The organism is Xanthomarina maritima (assembly GCF_008084905.1).
Lineage (GTDB): Bacteria > Bacteroidota > Bacteroidia > Flavobacteriales > Flavobacteriaceae > Xanthomarina > Xanthomarina maritima.
Genome location: NZ_VSFC01000052.1, coordinates 348607 through 365599 on the forward strand (window position 1 = coordinate 348607; position 16993 = coordinate 365599).

Annotated in this window: 15 protein-coding genes; 8 read left to right on the forward strand and 7 right to left on the reverse strand. The window is 32.2% G+C overall.

Translation table 11 applies throughout. The annotated features are described in order from the left end of the window. Position 1: 1 nt before the first annotated feature. Positions 2-859: a hypothetical protein gene (locus FVF61_RS11515; RefSeq protein ID WP_148456551.1), complete on the forward strand. Its 858-nt coding sequence runs from the start codon at positions 2-4 to the stop codon at positions 857-859. Here FVF61_RS11515 and FVF61_RS11520 read toward each other — a convergent pair. Next, positions 856-2133, reverse strand: coding sequence for a replication-associated recombination protein A (locus FVF61_RS11520; protein WP_148456553.1), 1278 nt, complete (start codon positions 2131-2133; stop codon positions 856-858). The genes FVF61_RS11515 and FVF61_RS11520 overlap by 4 nt on opposite strands. A 128-nt stretch (positions 2134-2261) precedes the next feature. Between FVF61_RS11520 and FVF61_RS11525 the strand changes: the two genes are divergently transcribed. After that, positions 2262-2990 (forward strand): rhomboid family intramembrane serine protease, encoded by a 729-nt coding sequence (locus FVF61_RS11525; RefSeq protein ID WP_148456555.1) that lies wholly within the window; start codon positions 2262-2264, stop codon positions 2988-2990. A gap of 9 nt (positions 2991-2999) precedes the next feature. Here the strand turns inward: FVF61_RS11525 and rlmB are convergent, their stop codons facing one another. From rlmB to FVF61_RS11555, 6 genes are all read right to left on the reverse strand, one after another. Continuing rightward, positions 3000-3734, reverse strand: a complete 735-nt coding sequence (gene rlmB, locus FVF61_RS11530) for a 23S rRNA (guanosine(2251)-2'-O)-methyltransferase RlmB (protein WP_148456556.1) — start codon at positions 3732-3734, stop codon at positions 3000-3002. A 69-nt stretch (positions 3735-3803) separates the two neighbouring features. After that, positions 3804-4673, reverse strand: a complete 870-nt coding sequence (locus FVF61_RS11535; RefSeq protein WP_148456558.1) for a hypothetical protein — start codon at positions 4671-4673, stop codon at positions 3804-3806. Between the two features lie 21 nt (positions 4674-4694). Continuing rightward, positions 4695-5540, reverse strand: coding sequence for a hypothetical protein (locus FVF61_RS11540; RefSeq protein ID WP_148456560.1), 846 nt, complete (start codon positions 5538-5540; stop codon positions 4695-4697). 12 nt (positions 5541-5552) lie between these two features. Beyond that, on the reverse strand, positions 5553-6989 hold the full coding sequence (locus FVF61_RS11545) for a SusD/RagB family nutrient-binding outer membrane lipoprotein (RefSeq protein WP_148456562.1): 1437 nt from the start codon (positions 6987-6989) through the stop codon (positions 5553-5555). A gap of 17 nt (positions 6990-7006) precedes the next feature. Further along, complete coding sequence (locus FVF61_RS11550; protein WP_148456564.1) at positions 7007-10153, reverse strand: SusC/RagA family TonB-linked outer membrane protein; 3147 nt, start codon at positions 10151-10153, stop codon at positions 7007-7009. A gap of 120 nt (positions 10154-10273) precedes the next feature. Then, positions 10274-11971: a POTRA domain-containing protein gene (locus FVF61_RS11555; protein WP_148456566.1), complete on the reverse strand. Its 1698-nt coding sequence runs from the start codon at positions 11969-11971 to the stop codon at positions 10274-10276. 319 nt (positions 11972-12290) lie between these two features. On the opposite strand from FVF61_RS11555, the gene rpsL reads away from it, so the two are divergent. From rpsL to rplD, 6 genes are all read left to right on the forward strand, one after another. Continuing rightward, on the forward strand, positions 12291-12665 hold the full coding sequence (gene rpsL, locus FVF61_RS11560) for a 30S ribosomal protein S12 (RefSeq protein WP_006795815.1): 375 nt from the start codon (positions 12291-12293) through the stop codon (positions 12663-12665). 23 nt (positions 12666-12688) lie between these two features. Beyond that, a complete protein-coding gene (gene rpsG, locus FVF61_RS11565) occupies positions 12689-13165 on the forward strand; it encodes a 30S ribosomal protein S7 (protein ID WP_148456567.1) in 477 nt (158 codons plus the stop codon). 6 nt (positions 13166-13171) lie between these two features. Beyond that, a complete protein-coding gene (fusA, locus tag FVF61_RS11570; protein ID WP_148456569.1) occupies positions 13172-15298 on the forward strand; it encodes an elongation factor G in 2127 nt (708 codons plus the stop codon). 12 nt (positions 15299-15310) lie between these two features. Then, the gene (gene rpsJ / locus FVF61_RS11575) at positions 15311-15616 is read left to right on the forward strand and encodes a 30S ribosomal protein S10 (RefSeq protein WP_007650482.1); all 306 of its coding nucleotides are present in this window, start codon (positions 15311-15313) and stop codon (positions 15614-15616) included. A gap of 124 nt (positions 15617-15740) precedes the next feature. Beyond that, positions 15741-16358 carry a 50S ribosomal protein L3 gene (gene rplC / locus FVF61_RS11580; protein ID WP_148456570.1) on the forward strand — a complete coding sequence of 206 codons (618 nt, stop codon included), beginning with the start codon at positions 15741-15743 and terminating at the stop codon, positions 16356-16358. Further along, the gene (gene rplD / locus FVF61_RS11585; RefSeq protein ID WP_148456571.1) at positions 16358-16987 is read left to right on the forward strand and encodes a 50S ribosomal protein L4; all 630 of its coding nucleotides are present in this window, start codon (positions 16358-16360) and stop codon (positions 16985-16987) included. The genes rplC and rplD overlap by 1 nt, the downstream gene beginning before the upstream one ends. The last annotated feature ends 6 nt before the right edge of the window (positions 16988-16993 follow it).

The window sequence follows — 16993 nt, forward strand, 5'->3', positions numbered from 1 at the left end:
AATGTTTAATAAATTTCTAATAATTACCATTCTGTTAGTTTCTAGTTTTACTATGTTTTCTCAGAATAGTGTTAACAATTATAAATATGTTATAGTTCCTGATAAGTATGATTTTTTAGATGAAGAGGACCAATTTAGACTAAATTCCTTATCTCAATTTTTATTCAATAAACATGGCTTTAATGCTTTTATGGAAGATGAAACCTTTCCAGAAGATTTATTGTATAATCCCTGTTTAGCATTAAAAGCAGATGTAATAGATGACTCTGGGTCTTTTAAAACAAAACTAAAGATTGAATTAAAAAATTGTAAAGACGAACTGGTATTTGTTTCAGAAATGGGAGAGAGTTTCGAAAAAATATATGAAGTTGCTTATAATAAAGCATTAAGAGACGCATTTACCTACGTAGCAGCCATAAAATATCAGTACGAACCTAGTGAAGAAATACTTGCTGAAAGTAGAGATACACGAGATGAAGCAAATCAAGAAATAGAGCAGCTTAAAGAAGAAATTGCTGCCTTAAAACAGGAAAAAGAAACTACTAAAGTAGTAGAAACTCCTGTAGCCGAAACTACCATTGCTGCTACTATAGAATCTGTTGCCACTAAAATAGATAACGAATTAATAGAATCTATTGAAAATGAAGAAACTGTTTTATATGCTCAAAAAACTGATAATGGTTATCAGTTAGTTGATAGTTCTCCAAAAGTAGTTATGGTTTTATTAAAAACTAAAAACCCAGAAGTGTATATGGTTCAGGGTAAAAACGCTATGGTTATAAAAGAAGATGGTTTTTGGTATTTATCAGAAAATGATGGAAGCCAAGTAATTGATACCAGACTAAATATTAAATTTTAATACTTGTATTTATCTTTCCAACGTTGTTTTAAAAAATCTCTTTGCACTTTTTCTCTAGAGTTATTTCCAGGATTATAAAATGTTGTGTTTTTTATTTCTTCAGGTAGAAATTCTTGTTCAGCAAAATTATTTTCATAACTATGTGCATATTTATAATCCTCTCCATAGCCTAGCTCTTTCATCAATTTTGTTGGAGCATTTCTAATATGAAGTGGGACAGTTAAATCTCCAGTAGTTTTAACTAATTGTTGAGCTTTATTAATAGCGTCATATGAAGCATTACTTTTTGGTGAACATGCTAAATAGGTAGTACATTGACTTAGTATAATTCTCGATTCAGGATGCCCAATAGTTGAAACTGCTTGAAATGTATTATTTGCCATTATTAATGCAGTAGGATTGGCATTACCAATGTCTTCACTAGCAAGAATCAATAATCTTCTTGCAATAAATTTTACTTCTTCTCCACCTTCAATCATTCTTGCCAACCAATAAACAGCAGCATTTGGGTCGCTTCCTCTAATAGATTTTATAAAAGCTGAAATAATATCATAATGTTGTTCACCAGTTTTATCATATCGAACTGTATTATTTTGAACTTTCTGTAAAACAGCTTCATTTGTTATAGTAATATTATCTGAAGTTTCAGAATTTACAATCAATTCAAAAATATTCAATAATTTTCTGGCATCTCCACCAGAAAGGCGTAATAAAGCTTCAGTTTCTTTTAGCTTCACCTTTTTTTTAGATATAGCCTCATCTTTTTCAATTGCACGCCTTAAAAGGGCTTCTAAATCGTTTTTACTAAAAGAATTTAAAATATAAACCTGACATCTAGATAATAAAGCAGGTATTACTTCAAAACTAGGGTTTTCAGTAGTTGCTCCAATTAACGTAACCCAACCTTTTTCAACTGCTTGTAATAATGAATCTTGTTGCGATTTACTAAACCTATGAATTTCATCAATAAATAGAATTGGATTTTTTGTAGTAAACAATCCACCACTTGTTTTTGCTTTTTCTATTACATCTCTAACATCTTTTACTCCAGAACTAATTGCGCTCAACGTATAAAATGGTCTGCCAGATTCCGAAGCTATAATATTGGCTAAAGTTGTTTTGCCAATGCCTGGAGGACCCCAAAATATCATAGAAGGAATTAAGCCTTGCTTTATTTGCTTTGTCAAAGCACCATTTTTTCCAACCAGATGTGTTTGGCTGATATAGTCATCTAAGTTCTTTGGACGTAATCGTTCTGCTAAGGGTTCATTCATATTGTAAAATTACTATATTCCATTGAAGAGAGATATTTTATTCTTTATAAATTTAGTATTCAAACTGACAATTTATCACGAATTTTAAATATGGTTATGTATTTGCAATAAAAATTTTAAATTTAATTATGAAAACAAAAGAAGAATTTCAATTTTCTAATGGAGTTATATTATTTCCTATATTTTTTGTTTTGTTTATATGGATAGTTTTTTGGATTGAAATTCGTTTCGGAATAGACTTTACAACATATGGTATATACCCACAAACCTTAAAAGGATTACGAGGCGTATTGTTTAGCCCTTTTATTCACTCTGGGATTACACATCTTTATCATAATACTATTCCTTTATTTGTATTAACAGCTGCCATATTTTATTTCTATAAACCCATCGCCTGGAAAGTATTGATTTTCGGAATTTTATTATCAGGTCTAATTACATGGAGTATAGGTAGACCATCATATCATATTGGAGCTAGTGGACTAATTTATGTATTAGTAAGCTTTACTTTTTTTAAAGGTATTCTAGCAAAGCATTATAGATTGATTGCTTTGTCATTACTTGTGGTATTTTTATATGGAAGTATGATTTGGTATGTATTGCCAATAAAAGAAGGAGTATCATGGGAAGGACATACAGCAGGTTTAATAACAGGAATGTTATTCGCAATAATTTTTAAAAAAGAAATTGCTAAACCAAAAAAATATAATTGGGAAGAAGAAGGTTTTAAAGAAGAAGAAGATCCATTTTTAAAACATTTCGATGAACATGGAAACTTTATCGAGTATAAAGAAATAGAGGAGGAGCAACCTACAATCCATTATACTTTTAAACCTAAAAGTAAAGATGAAGAATAATCAATCTATTTAAAGTCTTTGCCTTAAAGCTTCATATAATATTGCACCACAGGCAACAGATACATTTAAAGATTCAATCTCACCTAATAAAGGGAGTTTAGCCTTATCATCTACTAATTTTAAAACGGACGGATTTATACCTCTACCTTCAGAACCCATAATAATAGCGCAAGGTTCTTTAAAAGAGACATCGTATATGGTATTATCTGTTTTTTCAGTTGCAGCAATAACTTTAATTCCTGAAGCTTGTAAATAGAACATGGCATCTTTAATATGGTCTACTTTACAAATAGGGACTTTAAATACTGCACCAGCACTAGTTTTTATAGTATCTCCATTAACTGGAGCACCCCCTTTTTTTTGTATAATAATACCATCAACACCTGTGCATTCAGCAGTTCTAATTATGGCACCAAAATTTCTAACATCACTTAACTGATCTAATAAAACAAATAATGGTGTTTTACCAGATTCCATAACATTCAAGACAAGATCTTCAATATTGTGAAATTCAATTGGCGAAATTTGAGCAACTGCACCTTGATGGTTTTTATTAGTTAATCTGTTTAACTTTTCAACAGGAACATAAGAGCTATTTACTTTTTCTTTTCTAATTAATGTTTCTAACTCATTAAATAAATCTCCTTTTAATCCTTTTTGTAGAAATACTTTTTCTATAGTTTCATTAGAATTAATGGCTTCTATTATTGCTCTTAACCCAAATATTTGTGTGCTATTTTCCATTGAGACAAATGTATAAAAAAAACCATCTCAAAAGAGATGGTTTTTATTTTTAATATATTATTACTTTTTTTAGAAAGGAGTAATAGTATAGTTATAACCGTTAACTACTTCTATATAAGCAACAGCAATAGCACCACCAGTATCTTCAGTATTAAAACCAGGAGATACTAACTCTCCATCACTAAAAGCTTCTTGATGCCAAGACATTGTAATTGGTAATGGCTGATTAGTACCTAATCCAGCAAAAGGATTATCATATAATTCAGCTATAACAATGTAAGTTCCATCAGCTAAACCGTCTAATTCTCCATGTTCTGGACAATCTGCAGTACCAGCAATGTAACCAAGGATGTTTCCAGCAGCATCAGCTAGTGGGAAATCCATATCTATATCACAAAAGTCTATAGTTACTTCAGCTGGAATTCCAGCATTATAAGTATATGTACCAGACCAATCGAAAGTTAATTCTAATAAGTCATTAATATAGTCATCATTAATTGTTACATTTAATGTAAAAGGACTAACATTTGCATTAGCAATATTATCTCCTTCTCCAATAGTTAAGGTATCTGTACCTTCAGCATAGCCATTTCTATTAATTGTAACATATGCCATTGCAGATGTGTGACCAGCAGTAATGATTATTGTACCAGCACTAAAATCGTCTGAATCTGCAGTACCACCAGTTTGTACTAATGGAATATGTAAATCAGCGAATACAGGCTCAGCAATAGTTGCAGTTACAGCTATATTATAACCTAAATCTGGGTCAATCATACTTTCGTCAACAACAACATCGTTACTAGCTGTAGATAGAGTTACTGTAGGACTCGTATAGTTTATCATACTAGCTCCTGTGTGGTCGTCTTCGCTACAAGAGGTAGCTAATACTCCTGCAGAAAGAGCAAGTAAGAATATAGATTTTAATTTATTTTTCATCTTTAAAAATTTAGTCGATTATTATTGTTTAACGTAAACATTTTGGTACGTTCTGTTTCCAGAGCTAAATGCAATACCATAGTTAATAATTAAGTTACCATTAGCTAAAACAGTACCATCATCTCCAGGTGTTACATCATTTGAGTAGTAACCTTGAGCTAAATCTTGTGGTGGAACTGTTAATGTACTACACGTATCATTAAAGTTATAACCTTGGTCAGGAGCTATGGCACCAAAGGCCCATAATCCTGTTGTTTTAGCTTTATAATACCCTGGAGAAACTTCAATAATAGGTTCAATTCCATGGTTTACAGAAGCACCATCATCTCTAGTAGCAGTAACTTGATAGTTTCCAATTAAATTAGAAGCACAGTTAACTACAACAGAAAACTCACCCATATTTGGAGCGAAGTAGTATAAATCGCCATCTGCTTGATATAATTTTACTTTAAAAGTAAATACATCACCAATTCTTAAATCAGAAGCATCAACACCTAATCCAGCTACATACTCTTCAATAGTTGAATAAACAACATTAAAAGGCATCGTTTCAGACTCAGCAATAAAAGCTTCATCACCATTATTTAAAGTTTTAACTAACTCAAATTTAGAAACATTATTATAGTTTCCTAAAGAAAGTAAAGCTGAAAAATCTAAGTCCACATCAGCATTATTAAATGCAATTTCAGTGTTTTCAAGATCATTCGCATCAAGAGGTGTTCCTAAGACTTTACCACTTGAATCGTCAACTGTTATAACTAATCCACCTTCGTCAGCGACAGGAGCATTGTTATCTGGGTCTGTATCGCAACCAACAAAAAGTGTTAGTGCGAAAAACATTGTCAATAAATAATTTAATTTTTTCATTTTTCTTTTTTTTTAGTTCATCCACCAAACTGGTGAAGTTAAAGTATCTCCTCCCATAGCAGCTGCAGCATCGGCATAATTAGCAGCATTTAAAGACTGCTCGATTACAGGATACCTTAGTCTAGAAGGAATTTCGTTAATATAAGGATCTATAGCAAGAGGTAATACTGGGTAACCAGTTCTTCTCCACTCTGTCCAAGCTTCAAAACCTTGACCATAAAGAGCTATCCATTTTTGAGTTGCAATTTGCTCTAAAGCATTATTAGGAATATAACTAACAACACCTGAATAATAACCTCCCATAGATGCTCCATCATTATCTGCAAAACTAGAAGCAATACCTGCTTGATAATAAGCAGAAGCAGCAGAATCACCACCATTAATGTAGCCTTTTTTAGCAGCTTCAGCTAATAAAAATTGTAATTCTGTATAGCTTAAAAAGATAGCAGGTGCTTCAGGTAAAAGATAGAATTCTCCAAGAGGTGATACATTAGCATAACTGTATTCATTACTTGGCACATCAGCAATTCCTGAAGGTTTTCCTCTATAGTCTCCATCTGCATTAGGTTGAGCCATTACAGCTAATCTGCTATCTAGAGGTAAAGACATAGTTCCATCCATTCTTTCTACAACTTGGCTATTAATTTTCCACTCACCTCTTGTTCCAAAAACAACACTTTCGTATACTGGATTTGCATTAGGTGCAGCAGATAAATAAACTAATTTAGCATCATCTGCACTAGAAGAGAATAATAAACCACTATTTACTAAAGATTGCATTTCACTTGCTCTTAAGTCTTTTGCAGACATTCTCATTAATGCTCTAAATTTCATAGTTGCAGCAAATTTTCTCCATTTAGAAACATCACCACCATATATAATATCTTGGTTTGGATCTAAATCTCCATTTGATGGATTTAACTTAGCGATAGCATTGTCTAAAATAGTAATACAACCACTATAAACATCAGCTTGTGAATCGTAAACAGGAGAAATATTAACTGCTCCTTGTAAAGCTTCATTAAATGGAATATTTCCATATAAATCTGTTAAAAGTAAGAAGGCATAAGCTTGCATAGTTAGAGCTACACCTTGAGAAATTTCATTCTCTTCAGTAACAGCAAGATTATACATTGCATCAGCATCTGCAGCAACACTTTCATATAAAGTAGCCCAAACATTAGTTATAGAACTTTCTCTTGGCTCATATCTTGCTTCATCATTATATTGAACTTTTGCCCAATGTTGTGCCCAGCATTCTCCCATATCTCCACCATTAAAAGTGCTATACATAACATTTCCGGTAGATCTAATCATACTACCTAAAAGTAATTCTGATGGAATTGAGGTAGGATCGTTAGGGTTCGAGTTTAATTCATCAAAGTCTTTATCACAGCTTACAAAAACTAAGCCTATGAATAATAAGACAATTAAATTTATTTTTTTCATAATCTATTTTTTTATTATTAGAATCTTAGGTTAACGTTAAAAGATATACTTCTAGCAGAAGGAAGTTGACCAAATTCTTGTCCTTGTTCTCCATTTGCATTACTAAATGCTGATTCTGGATCGATGTGTGGAACTTTCTTATATAAGAATGCTAAGTTTCTTCCAACAAGAGAGAAATTAACATCATCTAAAGCGATATTCTCTAACCATTTTTTAGGGAATGTATATGTTAAACCTACTTGTCTTAACTTAATATAAGAAGCATCAAATACTGAACTTTCTGCAATACTGTTAGAAAAAGCACGCTTATTGAAATCTTCAGCAGAAACAATTACATTATTAGGCACATATTCTGGGTTTGCACTAGTACCAATATTCATAGTACCTTGACCAACTACACCAGTTTCACGACCTTGCATTGTTTCATCTAATACACCAGCATATCTACCCCAAGAAGTTGTCATAGAATAAATGTCTCCACCCATTTTACCATCAACTAAAGCGTCTAATCTAAAGTTTTTGTAAGATACTATTAAATTAACACCACCTGTCCAGTCTGGAGTAACATTACCTAGAGGTTTACTTCCAGAAATTACTGGTAACCCATTTTCATAAAGGATATCTCCATTAGGAGCTCTAGCAAAAGAAGGACCTACAATAGTTCCGTAAGCTTCTCCAACTCTAGCTTCTACAGTTGTACTCCATTGTCCACCTAAAACTAATGTTTCTAAGTCTCCTAAAGATACAACTTCGTTTTCGTTCTTAGCCCAGTTAATTTCTAAGTCAACTTGCCAGTCATCATTTTTAACTAATGTACCACCTAATTGAACTTCCCATCCTTTATTTCTCATTTCACCAACGTTCTGTAATGAAGAACCACTACCAGTACTTGATGATAATTGAACGTCAACAATTAAATCTTCAGATGTTTGATCGTAATAAGTTACATCTAAACGTAATCTGTTTTCAAACAATCTTGCATCTAAACCAAACTCATAACCACTTGTTGTTTCAGGTCCAATTTCAGGATTGTTAATAGCTGAAGGTAAAAATAAGAAGTTAGTACCATCCCAACCATCTGTTGCGAATTGATAAGTATCTTCTAATCTATAAGCGCCTAAAGCACCAGTACTACCTACTTTAGACCAACCACCTCTTAGTTTTAATAAAGAAACAGTAGATTTATCCATTTCAAAAATATCACTTAATACTGCACTTAAAGTTACAGAAGGATAAAAGAATGAATTGTTATCTAATGGTAATAAACTAGACCAATCATTTCTAGCTGTTACATCTAAAAATAACATATTTTGATATGCTAATTGACCGAAAGCAAATAAAGAGTTGATTTTTTGCTCTGCATAAGTAGCACCTTGAATTGGGTCTACACCAGTTTTAACGTTACTTACGTTATATAAACCAGGTAATTCTAATTGAGGAGCCGCAGCATGAATTAAGTCATTTCTTCTATACATAGTGTTACCACCAGCATTAAGAGAGTAAGTTAAATCATCAATAATGTTTCCAGCAGAAGATAATAGTACTTCACTGTTGACCTCATTAAATGTTCTGTCAATAACTCTGTAGTATCCTTCAGGAGCATTATTAGATCCTTTAGCCTTTCTTTCAGTAGTTTGAGATTTCCAGTAATCAACTCCAGTTTTAGCTTGTAAAGATAACCATTTAGTAATTTCAAAATTTAAATTAACACCACCAATTATACGGTCTTTATTATAACCATTTAAGTTCGTGTCTAATACCCAGAATGGGTTGTTTTGGAAAACTGTATTCCAGTTTAATGGAGTACCTTCAGCAGCTGTACCTACAGCAGCAAGAGGTAAATTTTCCCAATCTCTAAGAGCATTGAAGTCTACGTTACGACCAGACCAAATCATTTGTTGAACTGGGTTTTCATTATCATAACCAACAGTAACTAAGTTGTCTGCTTCAGATTTGATATATTTAGCATTTAAAGATACATTTATCATATCACTAACTTGAAGATTTGTAACACCTCCAATATTATATCTTCTAAAATCTGTATTAGGCACCATTCCTTCTTGGTCTAACAAACTTAATGAAAGTCTAAAGTTTGCTTTATCAGAACCACCTGAAAAAGAAAGGTTATTATTTAAAGTAATACCAGTTTCGTAGAAATCTTTAATGTTATCTGGTTGAGATACCCATGGAAGAGGTGCACCATCAACTGTATAAGAATTCCATTGTACGAATTCATATCCAACATCTAGAGCAGGACCCCAACTTTCATCAATACCACCATCTCCAGATTGACCATCGATAAACTCAAAATAGAAAGGATTACCACCTTGTCCATAAGAGTTTTGAAAATCTGGTAATAATAATGGATTTTCGAAAGAAACAGCAGAGTTAAAAGTAATTCCTAATTTGTCTTTAGATGTAGATCCTTTTTTTGTAGTAATAACAATTACACCATTAGATGCACGTAAACCATATAATGCAGCTGCATTAGGCCCTTTAAGCACAGTAACAGTTTCAATGTCATCAGGATTAATGTCGGCAGCACCATTTGGCAAATCAAAACCACCACCATCTCCAGCAGTACCATAATTTGAGTTGTCAACAGGAATTCCGTCAATTACAAATAAAGGTTGGTTGTTACCAGTAATACTTGATGCACCTCTTAATATAATTCTAGAAGAAGAACCAGTAGCACCAGAACTGTTAGTAACTTGAACACCAGCAACTTTACCTGAAAGTGAATTTACTATATTCGTTTCATTTGATTCAGCAATGTCTTCACCTTTAACAGATTGAACGGCATAACCAATTGCTTTTTCCTCTTTCTTAATACCAAATGCTGTAATAACAACCTCGTCGATTGCTTGTACATCTGGAGCCATACTAAAACTAATGTTGTTAGAAGCTCCAACAGTCATTTCTTTTTTAGTATAACCTACAAAAGAGTAAGATAAAACATCACCAGTACTTGCAGATATGGAGTAATTTCCATCAAAATCTGTTTGTGTACCATTTGTCGTACCTTTTACAATAATATTAACTCCAGGAAGGGGTAACCCGTTTTCATCGGACACAGTTCCTGAAATTGTTTTTTCTTGTGCAAACGTAAATTGCACAACAAACGCTAGGAATAGCGTTAAAATTCCACTAAACTTTGTTTTCATTTTATATTTTATTTGAATTAGTCTACGCCAAAAATCATAATAAAAAGTTAATTAAACAATATTTAAGGGTTAAAATTTTAATTTTTTTTAAAAATAGCCTCATTTTTAGTTAATATTCCCTTAAAAAAATGCTGTTAAGCTTAAATGGACTTGAGAATTTGAGAATTTAAAGGATTGATTTTCTGTTTTCCCATTCGCAAAATTGAATTTTAATAGGCCAGCTTTGGTAACTAACCCAAAACCAAACCCAAAACCATAAAGCTTTTCTTTTTGATCTGTTATTTTGTTTTCAAAATAAGCAGCATCTATAATTGTATGGACATAAATACTATTATTAAACATATACCTATATTCAGTGTTTATTAGTCCGTAAAGAGTAGCAGATAGACTGTTTTCTTCAAACCCTCTTAATGAATTAATTCCACCAAAATAAATCAATTCATTCTCAAGATAATTGTCTGAAAATAACCCATTGCTATTTACTCTTAAATAAATACTGTTTTTAGGATTTAGATTAAATATATGAAAAGCATCAATATAATACTGATACTGTTTTGTTGAGTTGTTTTCGTAGTCGCGAGAACCAGTTTCAACTTGAAAATCTAATAACGAGTTTGTTATAAATAACACACTCTCCTTTTGTCGTTTAATATATTGATACCTTACATTGTAAAATAAGGTTGAGTAGTCTTTAATTAATGGATTACTGTAAATGGAATCCAATAAATCATTAGATTGGACAGATCTAATGCCAGCAAAGACTTTATTCCTAGAGTTTATTTGATAAAATAGTTTAACATTTTGATTTACTGTTGTAAAAGATGAATCTCTTTTTAGTAATCCTAATTCTAATTCAGTTCCTAAAGGCGTTCCAAATAAATAAGGTAAATTCAAATTCACATTAAATGTTTTCTGCTCATTTTCGTCACTTTTATAAATAATTCTAAAAGATTCTCCATAATTTAAGTTATTGTTTAATTCTAAATTTAAGTATCCACTAAATTCTATTTTATTTGTTTCTTCATTTGTTCCAAATCCAATAAATCCATCAAAGTTATTGTTTTTGGTTTTGTTTATAAATAAATAGATTGTTGTCGAATCTTTGCTAAATAGTATTTCAGGGTCTTTAATTTGGTTAGCAAAAGGTAATTCATTTAATGTTTTAATTTGGTTTTTAATTTCAGATAAATTAAAAACATCCCCCTCTTTTATTTTTATATAATACTTCAAATAAGATTTTGGAAATTTTTCGTAACCTTTAATAATAATCTTATTTATATGTCTAATCAATAACTTATCAGATACTATTAAAGTAGCATTAATTTTATTATCGTTTTTTATACTAATATCAGAAAGTTTTAAAGTGCTAAACGGATCGCCTAATTCTGATAGTTTTAAATTTAAAGTATTTAGAGCTTTTTCGGTGCCTTGAATTGGAATAGTAAAATATGTGTCTGTAATTTTATTTGTAACAAACTGAATTATTTTTTTTGGTATTAAGCTGTCATTATAGTATATATTAATGAGATCAAACTTTCTATTTAAACCTATATTCAAAATTAATGAAGAATCATTCAATTTTTTTATTGGAGAAATATTACTCTCAATGTAGCCTATGTTGTTAAGAGTCTTTTTAAAATTAGTAACCTCATTTATAACAGAGTTGTAATCTTTATGTTCTTTTAAATATTTTATAGAATCTATAACTCTGTTTTCTGAGCTATCCTTACCTTTTATATTTAAATGTAAAGTTTGGCTGCTAGCATCTATAGAAAAAAGACAATTAACAATAAGTAGTAAGGTAAGTATTCTAATCACGTTTATAATATATACCAATTTGAATTGTAAAACTAACGTAAAAAGCAGACTTAATTATATACTAGAATCTATAATTTAAAAAATCTTTTTAAATCATAATACTTTTAAAAAGTATAAACTAAAATATATAAATGAATGAAAGGGTATCTCTCATGCTTAAAGGTGTTAACTGTGTGGTTTTAAGCAATAGCATCAAAAGAAATAAAAAAATATAGGCTCTCAAGTGAAAATTAATTAATTAACGTTTGAAAAATTAAAATATATTTCTACCTTTGCAGCCCTCTAATAAGAGGTATTTGTAAAATATTATAGAAAATATATGCCAACAATTTCACAATTAGTACGAAAAGGAAGAGCCAAAATAACCAAGAAGAGTAAATCGGCTGCTTTAGATTCGTGTCCACAAAGACGTGGAGTGTGTACTCGTGTTTACACCACAACACCTAAGAAACCTAACTCTGCAATGCGTAAAGTAGCAAGGGTAAGGTTGACTAATGGTAAAGAGGTGAACGCATACATTCCAGGAGAAGGACACAATTTACAAGAGCACTCGATAGTATTGGTTAGAGGTGGAAGGGTAAAAGATTTGCCAGGAGTTAGATATCACATCGTTCGTGGAGCCTTAGACACAGCAGGTGTTGCAGGTAGAACACAACGTAGATCTAAATATGGTGCAAAACGCCCTAAGAAGTAATTAAAAAACTTTAAGAAGAAGACATGAGAAAAAGACAAGCGAAAAAAAGACCGCTTTTACCAGATCCACGTTTTAATGATCAGTTAGTAACTAGATTTGTTAACATGATGATGTGGGACGGTAAAAAGTCTGTAGCTTTTAAAGTGTTTTACGATGCTATTGATATCGTAGACACAAAGAAAACAGATGAAGAAAAAACTGCTTTAGAATTATGGAAAGATGCTTTATCTAACGTTATGCCTCACGTAGAAGTACGTAGTCGTAGGGTTGGTGGTGCTACATTCCAAATTCCAATGCAAATTCGTCCAGATAGAAAAGTTTCTACTGCAATGAAGTGGTTAATTAGTTATTCTCGTAAAAGAAACGAGAAATCTATGGCACAACGTTTAGCATCAGAAATTCTAGCAGCAGCTAAAGAAGAAGGAGCAGCAGTTAAAAAACGTGTGGATACGCACAAAATGGCTGAAGCAAATAAAGCATTCTCACACTTTAGATTTTAATATATAATGGCAAGAGATTTAAAACTTACTAGAAATATTGGTATTGCAGCACATATTGATGCTGGTAAAACCACTACAACAGAACGTATCTTGTTTTATACAGGTGTGTCTCACAAAATTGGTGAAGTGCATGATGGTGCTGCAACTATGGACTGGATGGAGCAAGAGCAAGAAAGAGGTATTACAATTACTTCTGCTGCAACAACTTGTACTTGGCAGTTTCCTTTAGAAAATGCACAACCAACTCCTGAGACTCAGGGATATCACTTTAATATTATTGACACTCCTGGTCACGTAGATTTTACGGTTGAAGTAAACCGTTCTTTACGTGTATTAGATGGATTGGTGTTTTTGTTTAGTGCAGTAGATGGTGTTGAGCCACAATCTGAAACTAACTGGAGATTAGCAGATAACTATAAAGTTCCTAGAATTGGTTTTGTTAACAAAATGGACCGTCAAGGATCTAACTTTTTAGCAGTATGTCAACAAGTTAAAGATATGTTGAAGTCTAATGCTGTGCCAATTGTTTTAAATATTGGTGATGAAATTGACTTTAAAGGAATAGTTGATTTAGTAAAAAATAGAGCCATCGTATGGCATGATGATACTCAAGGGGCAACTTTTGATGTAATTGAAATTCCAGACGAATTAAAAGAAGAAGCTAGAAAATATAGAGCACTTCTAATTGAAGAAGTAGCTACTTATGATGAAAACCTATTAGAAAAATTCATGGAAGATGAAGATTCTATTACAGAAGAAGAAGTGCATGCTGCTCTTCGTGCTGCAGTAATGGATATGGCTATCATTCCTATGATTTGTGGTTCTTCATTCAAAAATAAAGGAGTTCAGTTTTTATTAGACGCTGTATGTCGTTACTTACCTTCACCTCTTGATAGAGATAATATTGTAGGAATTAACCCAGAAACTGAAAAACAAGAAACTCGTAAGCCAGATGTCAATGCGCCTTTTTCTGCATTAGCATTTAAAATTGCTACAGACCCTTTTGTTGGCCGTTTAGCATTCTTTAGAGCTTATTCAGGTCGTTTAGATGCAGGTTCTTACATTTTGAACAATCGTTCAGGAAAAAAAGAACGTATCTCTCGTATCTACCAAATGCACTCTAATAAACAAAATGCTATCGATTTTATAGAAGCAGGAGATATTGGAGCAGCAGTTGGATTTAAAGACATTAAGACTGGTGATACTATGTCTGATGAGAAACATCCTATTGTTTTAGAATCTATGAACTTCCCTGACCCAGTTATTGGTATTGCAGTGGAGCCTAAGACTAAAGCAGATGTTGATAAATTAGGAATGGCTTTATCTAAATTAGCTGAAGAAGATCCAACATTTACAGTAAGAACAGACGAAGCTTCGGGACAGACAATTATTTCTGGAATGGGTGAGCTTCACTTAGATATTATAGTTGATCGTTTACGTCGCGAATTCAAAGTTGAAGTAAATCAAGGTCAACCACAAGTAGAGTATAAAGAAGCAATTACAAGAAAAGCTGAGCATAGAGAGGTTTATAAAAAACAATCTGGTGGTCGTGGTAAATTTGCTGATATTGTATTTACGCTTGAACCAGCTGAAGAAGGAAAAGTAGGTCTTCAATTTGAATCTATCATTAAAGGTGGTAACGTTCCTAAAGAATTTATCCCTTCTATTGAAAAAGGATTCAAACAAGCAATGGTTAATGGCCCTTTAGCAGGATACGAAGTAGATGCTATGAAAGTAACACTATCTGATGGTTCTTACCATGATGTGGATTCAGATCAATTATCTTTCGAATTAGCTGCTAAATTAGGGTTTAAAGCTGCTGCAAAAGCTGCTAAAGCTGTAATTATGGAACCTATTATGAAACTTGAGGTTATTACACCTGAAGAAAATATGGGTGATATTGTAGGAGATTTAAATCGTCGTAGAGGTCAAGTAAATGATATGGGAGACAGAGCTGGAGCTAAAACAGTAAAAGCAACTGTGCCATTATCAGAAATGTTTGGATATGTTACAACATTAAGAACATTATCTTCAGGACGTGCAACATCAACAATGGAATTTTCTCACTATGCTGAAACTCCTTCAAATATATCTGAAGAAGTAATCAAAGCAGCTAAAGGTGTAGAAGCTTAATATCTTAAGAAAATGAGTCAAAAAATCAGAATAAAATTAAAATCTTACGATCACAATTTAGTAGACAAGTCTGCTGACAAGATTGTAAAAACAGTAAAAAGTACTGGAGCTGTAGTAACTGGACCAATTCCATTACCAACTCATAAGAAAATTTTCACTGTATTACGTTCACCACACGTAAATAAGAAGTCAAGAGAACAATTTCAATTAAGCTCTTATAAGAGATTATTAGATATCTACTCTTCATCTTCAAAAACAATTGACGCTTTAATGAAACTTGAATTACCAAGTGGTGTTGAAGTAGAGATTAAGGTGTAAGTAAGATCAAACATGTCCTTAACGATGGTTAAGGAAAAACGGAAAGATACAATTCAAGGCTGAAACGTATTTTTCAGCCTTGAGTTTTAATAAATAGAATAGTAATAATTAATAATTAATAAATATGTCTGGGTTAATAGGAAAAAAAATCGGTATGACCAGCATCTTCGATGAAAATGGAAAAAACATTCCATGTACAGTAATCGAAGCTGGACCATGTATCGTTACCCAAGTCAGAACTGAAGAAGTTGATGGTTATAATGCTATCCAACTTGGTTTCGATGACGCGACAGAAAAAAGTGCTACTAAAGCTGACTTAGGTCATGCTAAAAAAGCAGGAACTTCTGTAAAACGTAAAATCGCTGAGTTTAAAGGTTTTGATAAGGAGTACAAATTAGGTGATGCAATCACTGTTGAACACTTTATTGAAGGAGAATTCGTAGATATCTCTGGAGTTTCAAAAGGTAAAGGATTTCAAGGGGTTGTAAAACGTCACGGTTTTGGTGGTGTAGGTCAAGCTACTCACGGACAACACAACCGTTTAAGAGCACCAGGTTCTATTGGAGCTGCATCATATCCTGCAAGAGTATTTAAAGGAATGAAAATGGCAGGAAGAATGGGAACTGATAAAGTGAAAGTTGAAAATTTAAGAGTTTTAAAAGTAGTTACTGAAAAGAATCTACTTGTGGTTAAAGGATGTGTTCCTGGTCATAAAAACTCTTATGTAATTATTCAAAAATAATGAAAGTAGCAGTTTTAGATATAAACGGAAAAGAAACTGGTAGAAAGGCAGACCTTTCTGATGCAGTTTTTGCTATCGAGCCTAACAATCATGCAGTGTATTTGGATGTTAAACAATATTTAGCAAACCAAAGACAAGGAACTCACAAATCGAAAGAAAGAGCTGAGATTTCTGGTAGTACACGTAAGATTAAAAAGCAAAAAGGAACAGGTACAGCTAGAGCTGGATCTATTAAGTCTGGTGTTTTTAGAGGTGGTGGACGTATGTTTGGTCCAACACCAAGAAATTACGGTTTCAAATTAAATAAAAACTTAAAGCGTTTAGCACGTAAATCTGCCTTTAGTATTAAAGCAGGTGAAAAATCTATTGTAGTATTAGAAGACTTTAATTTTGATGCTCCAAAGACTAAAAATTTCACTGCAGTTTTAAAGGCTTTAGACTTAGAAAACAAAAAATCTCTCTTTGTGTTGGGTGCTTCAAATATTAATGTATATTTGTCGTCACGCAATTTAAAAGGCTCTGAAGTTATAACTAGCTCAGAATTAAGTACTTATAAGATTTTGAATGCAAATCAAGTAGTGCTTTTAGAGAGTTCTTTAGAAGGAATTGAATCGAATTTAAGTAAATAAGAAGCA

Bases quoted from the DNA above. Each gene is read 5' to 3' on its own strand.
- rpsL (WP_006795815.1), top strand. From the start codon at position 12,291: ATGCCAACAATTTCACAATTAGTACGAAAAGGAAGAGCCAAAATAACC.
- FVF61_RS11515 (WP_148456551.1), top strand. From the start codon at position 2: ATGTTTAATAAATTTCTAATAATTACCATTCTGTTAGTTTCTAGTTTT.
- rpsJ (WP_007650482.1), top strand. From the start codon at position 15,311: ATGAGTCAAAAAATCAGAATAAAATTAAAATCTTACGATCACAATTTA.
- rlmB (WP_148456556.1), bottom strand. From the start codon at position 3,734: ATGGAAAATAGCACACAAATATTTGGGTTAAGAGCAATAATAGAAGCC.
- FVF61_RS11550 (WP_148456564.1), bottom strand. From the start codon at position 10,153: ATGAAAACAAAGTTTAGTGGAATTTTAACGCTATTCCTAGCGTTTGTT.
- rplD (WP_148456571.1), top strand. From the start codon at position 16,358: ATGAAAGTAGCAGTTTTAGATATAAACGGAAAAGAAACTGGTAGAAAG.
- FVF61_RS11545 (WP_148456562.1), bottom strand. From the start codon at position 6,989: ATGAAAAAAATAAATTTAATTGTCTTATTATTCATAGGCTTAGTTTTT.
- rplC (WP_148456570.1), top strand. From the start codon at position 15,741: ATGTCTGGGTTAATAGGAAAAAAAATCGGTATGACCAGCATCTTCGAT.
- fusA (WP_148456569.1), top strand. From the start codon at position 13,172: ATGGCAAGAGATTTAAAACTTACTAGAAATATTGGTATTGCAGCACAT.
- rpsG (WP_148456567.1), top strand. From the start codon at position 12,689: ATGAGAAAAAGACAAGCGAAAAAAAGACCGCTTTTACCAGATCCACGT.
- FVF61_RS11525 (WP_148456555.1), top strand. From the start codon at position 2,262: ATGAAAACAAAAGAAGAATTTCAATTTTCTAATGGAGTTATATTATTT.
- FVF61_RS11520 (WP_148456553.1), bottom strand. From the start codon at position 2,133: ATGAATGAACCCTTAGCAGAACGATTACGTCCAAAGAACTTAGATGAC.
- FVF61_RS11535 (WP_148456558.1), bottom strand. From the start codon at position 4,673: ATGAAAAATAAATTAAAATCTATATTCTTACTTGCTCTTTCTGCAGGA.
- FVF61_RS11540 (WP_148456560.1), bottom strand. From the start codon at position 5,540: ATGAAAAAATTAAATTATTTATTGACAATGTTTTTCGCACTAACACTT.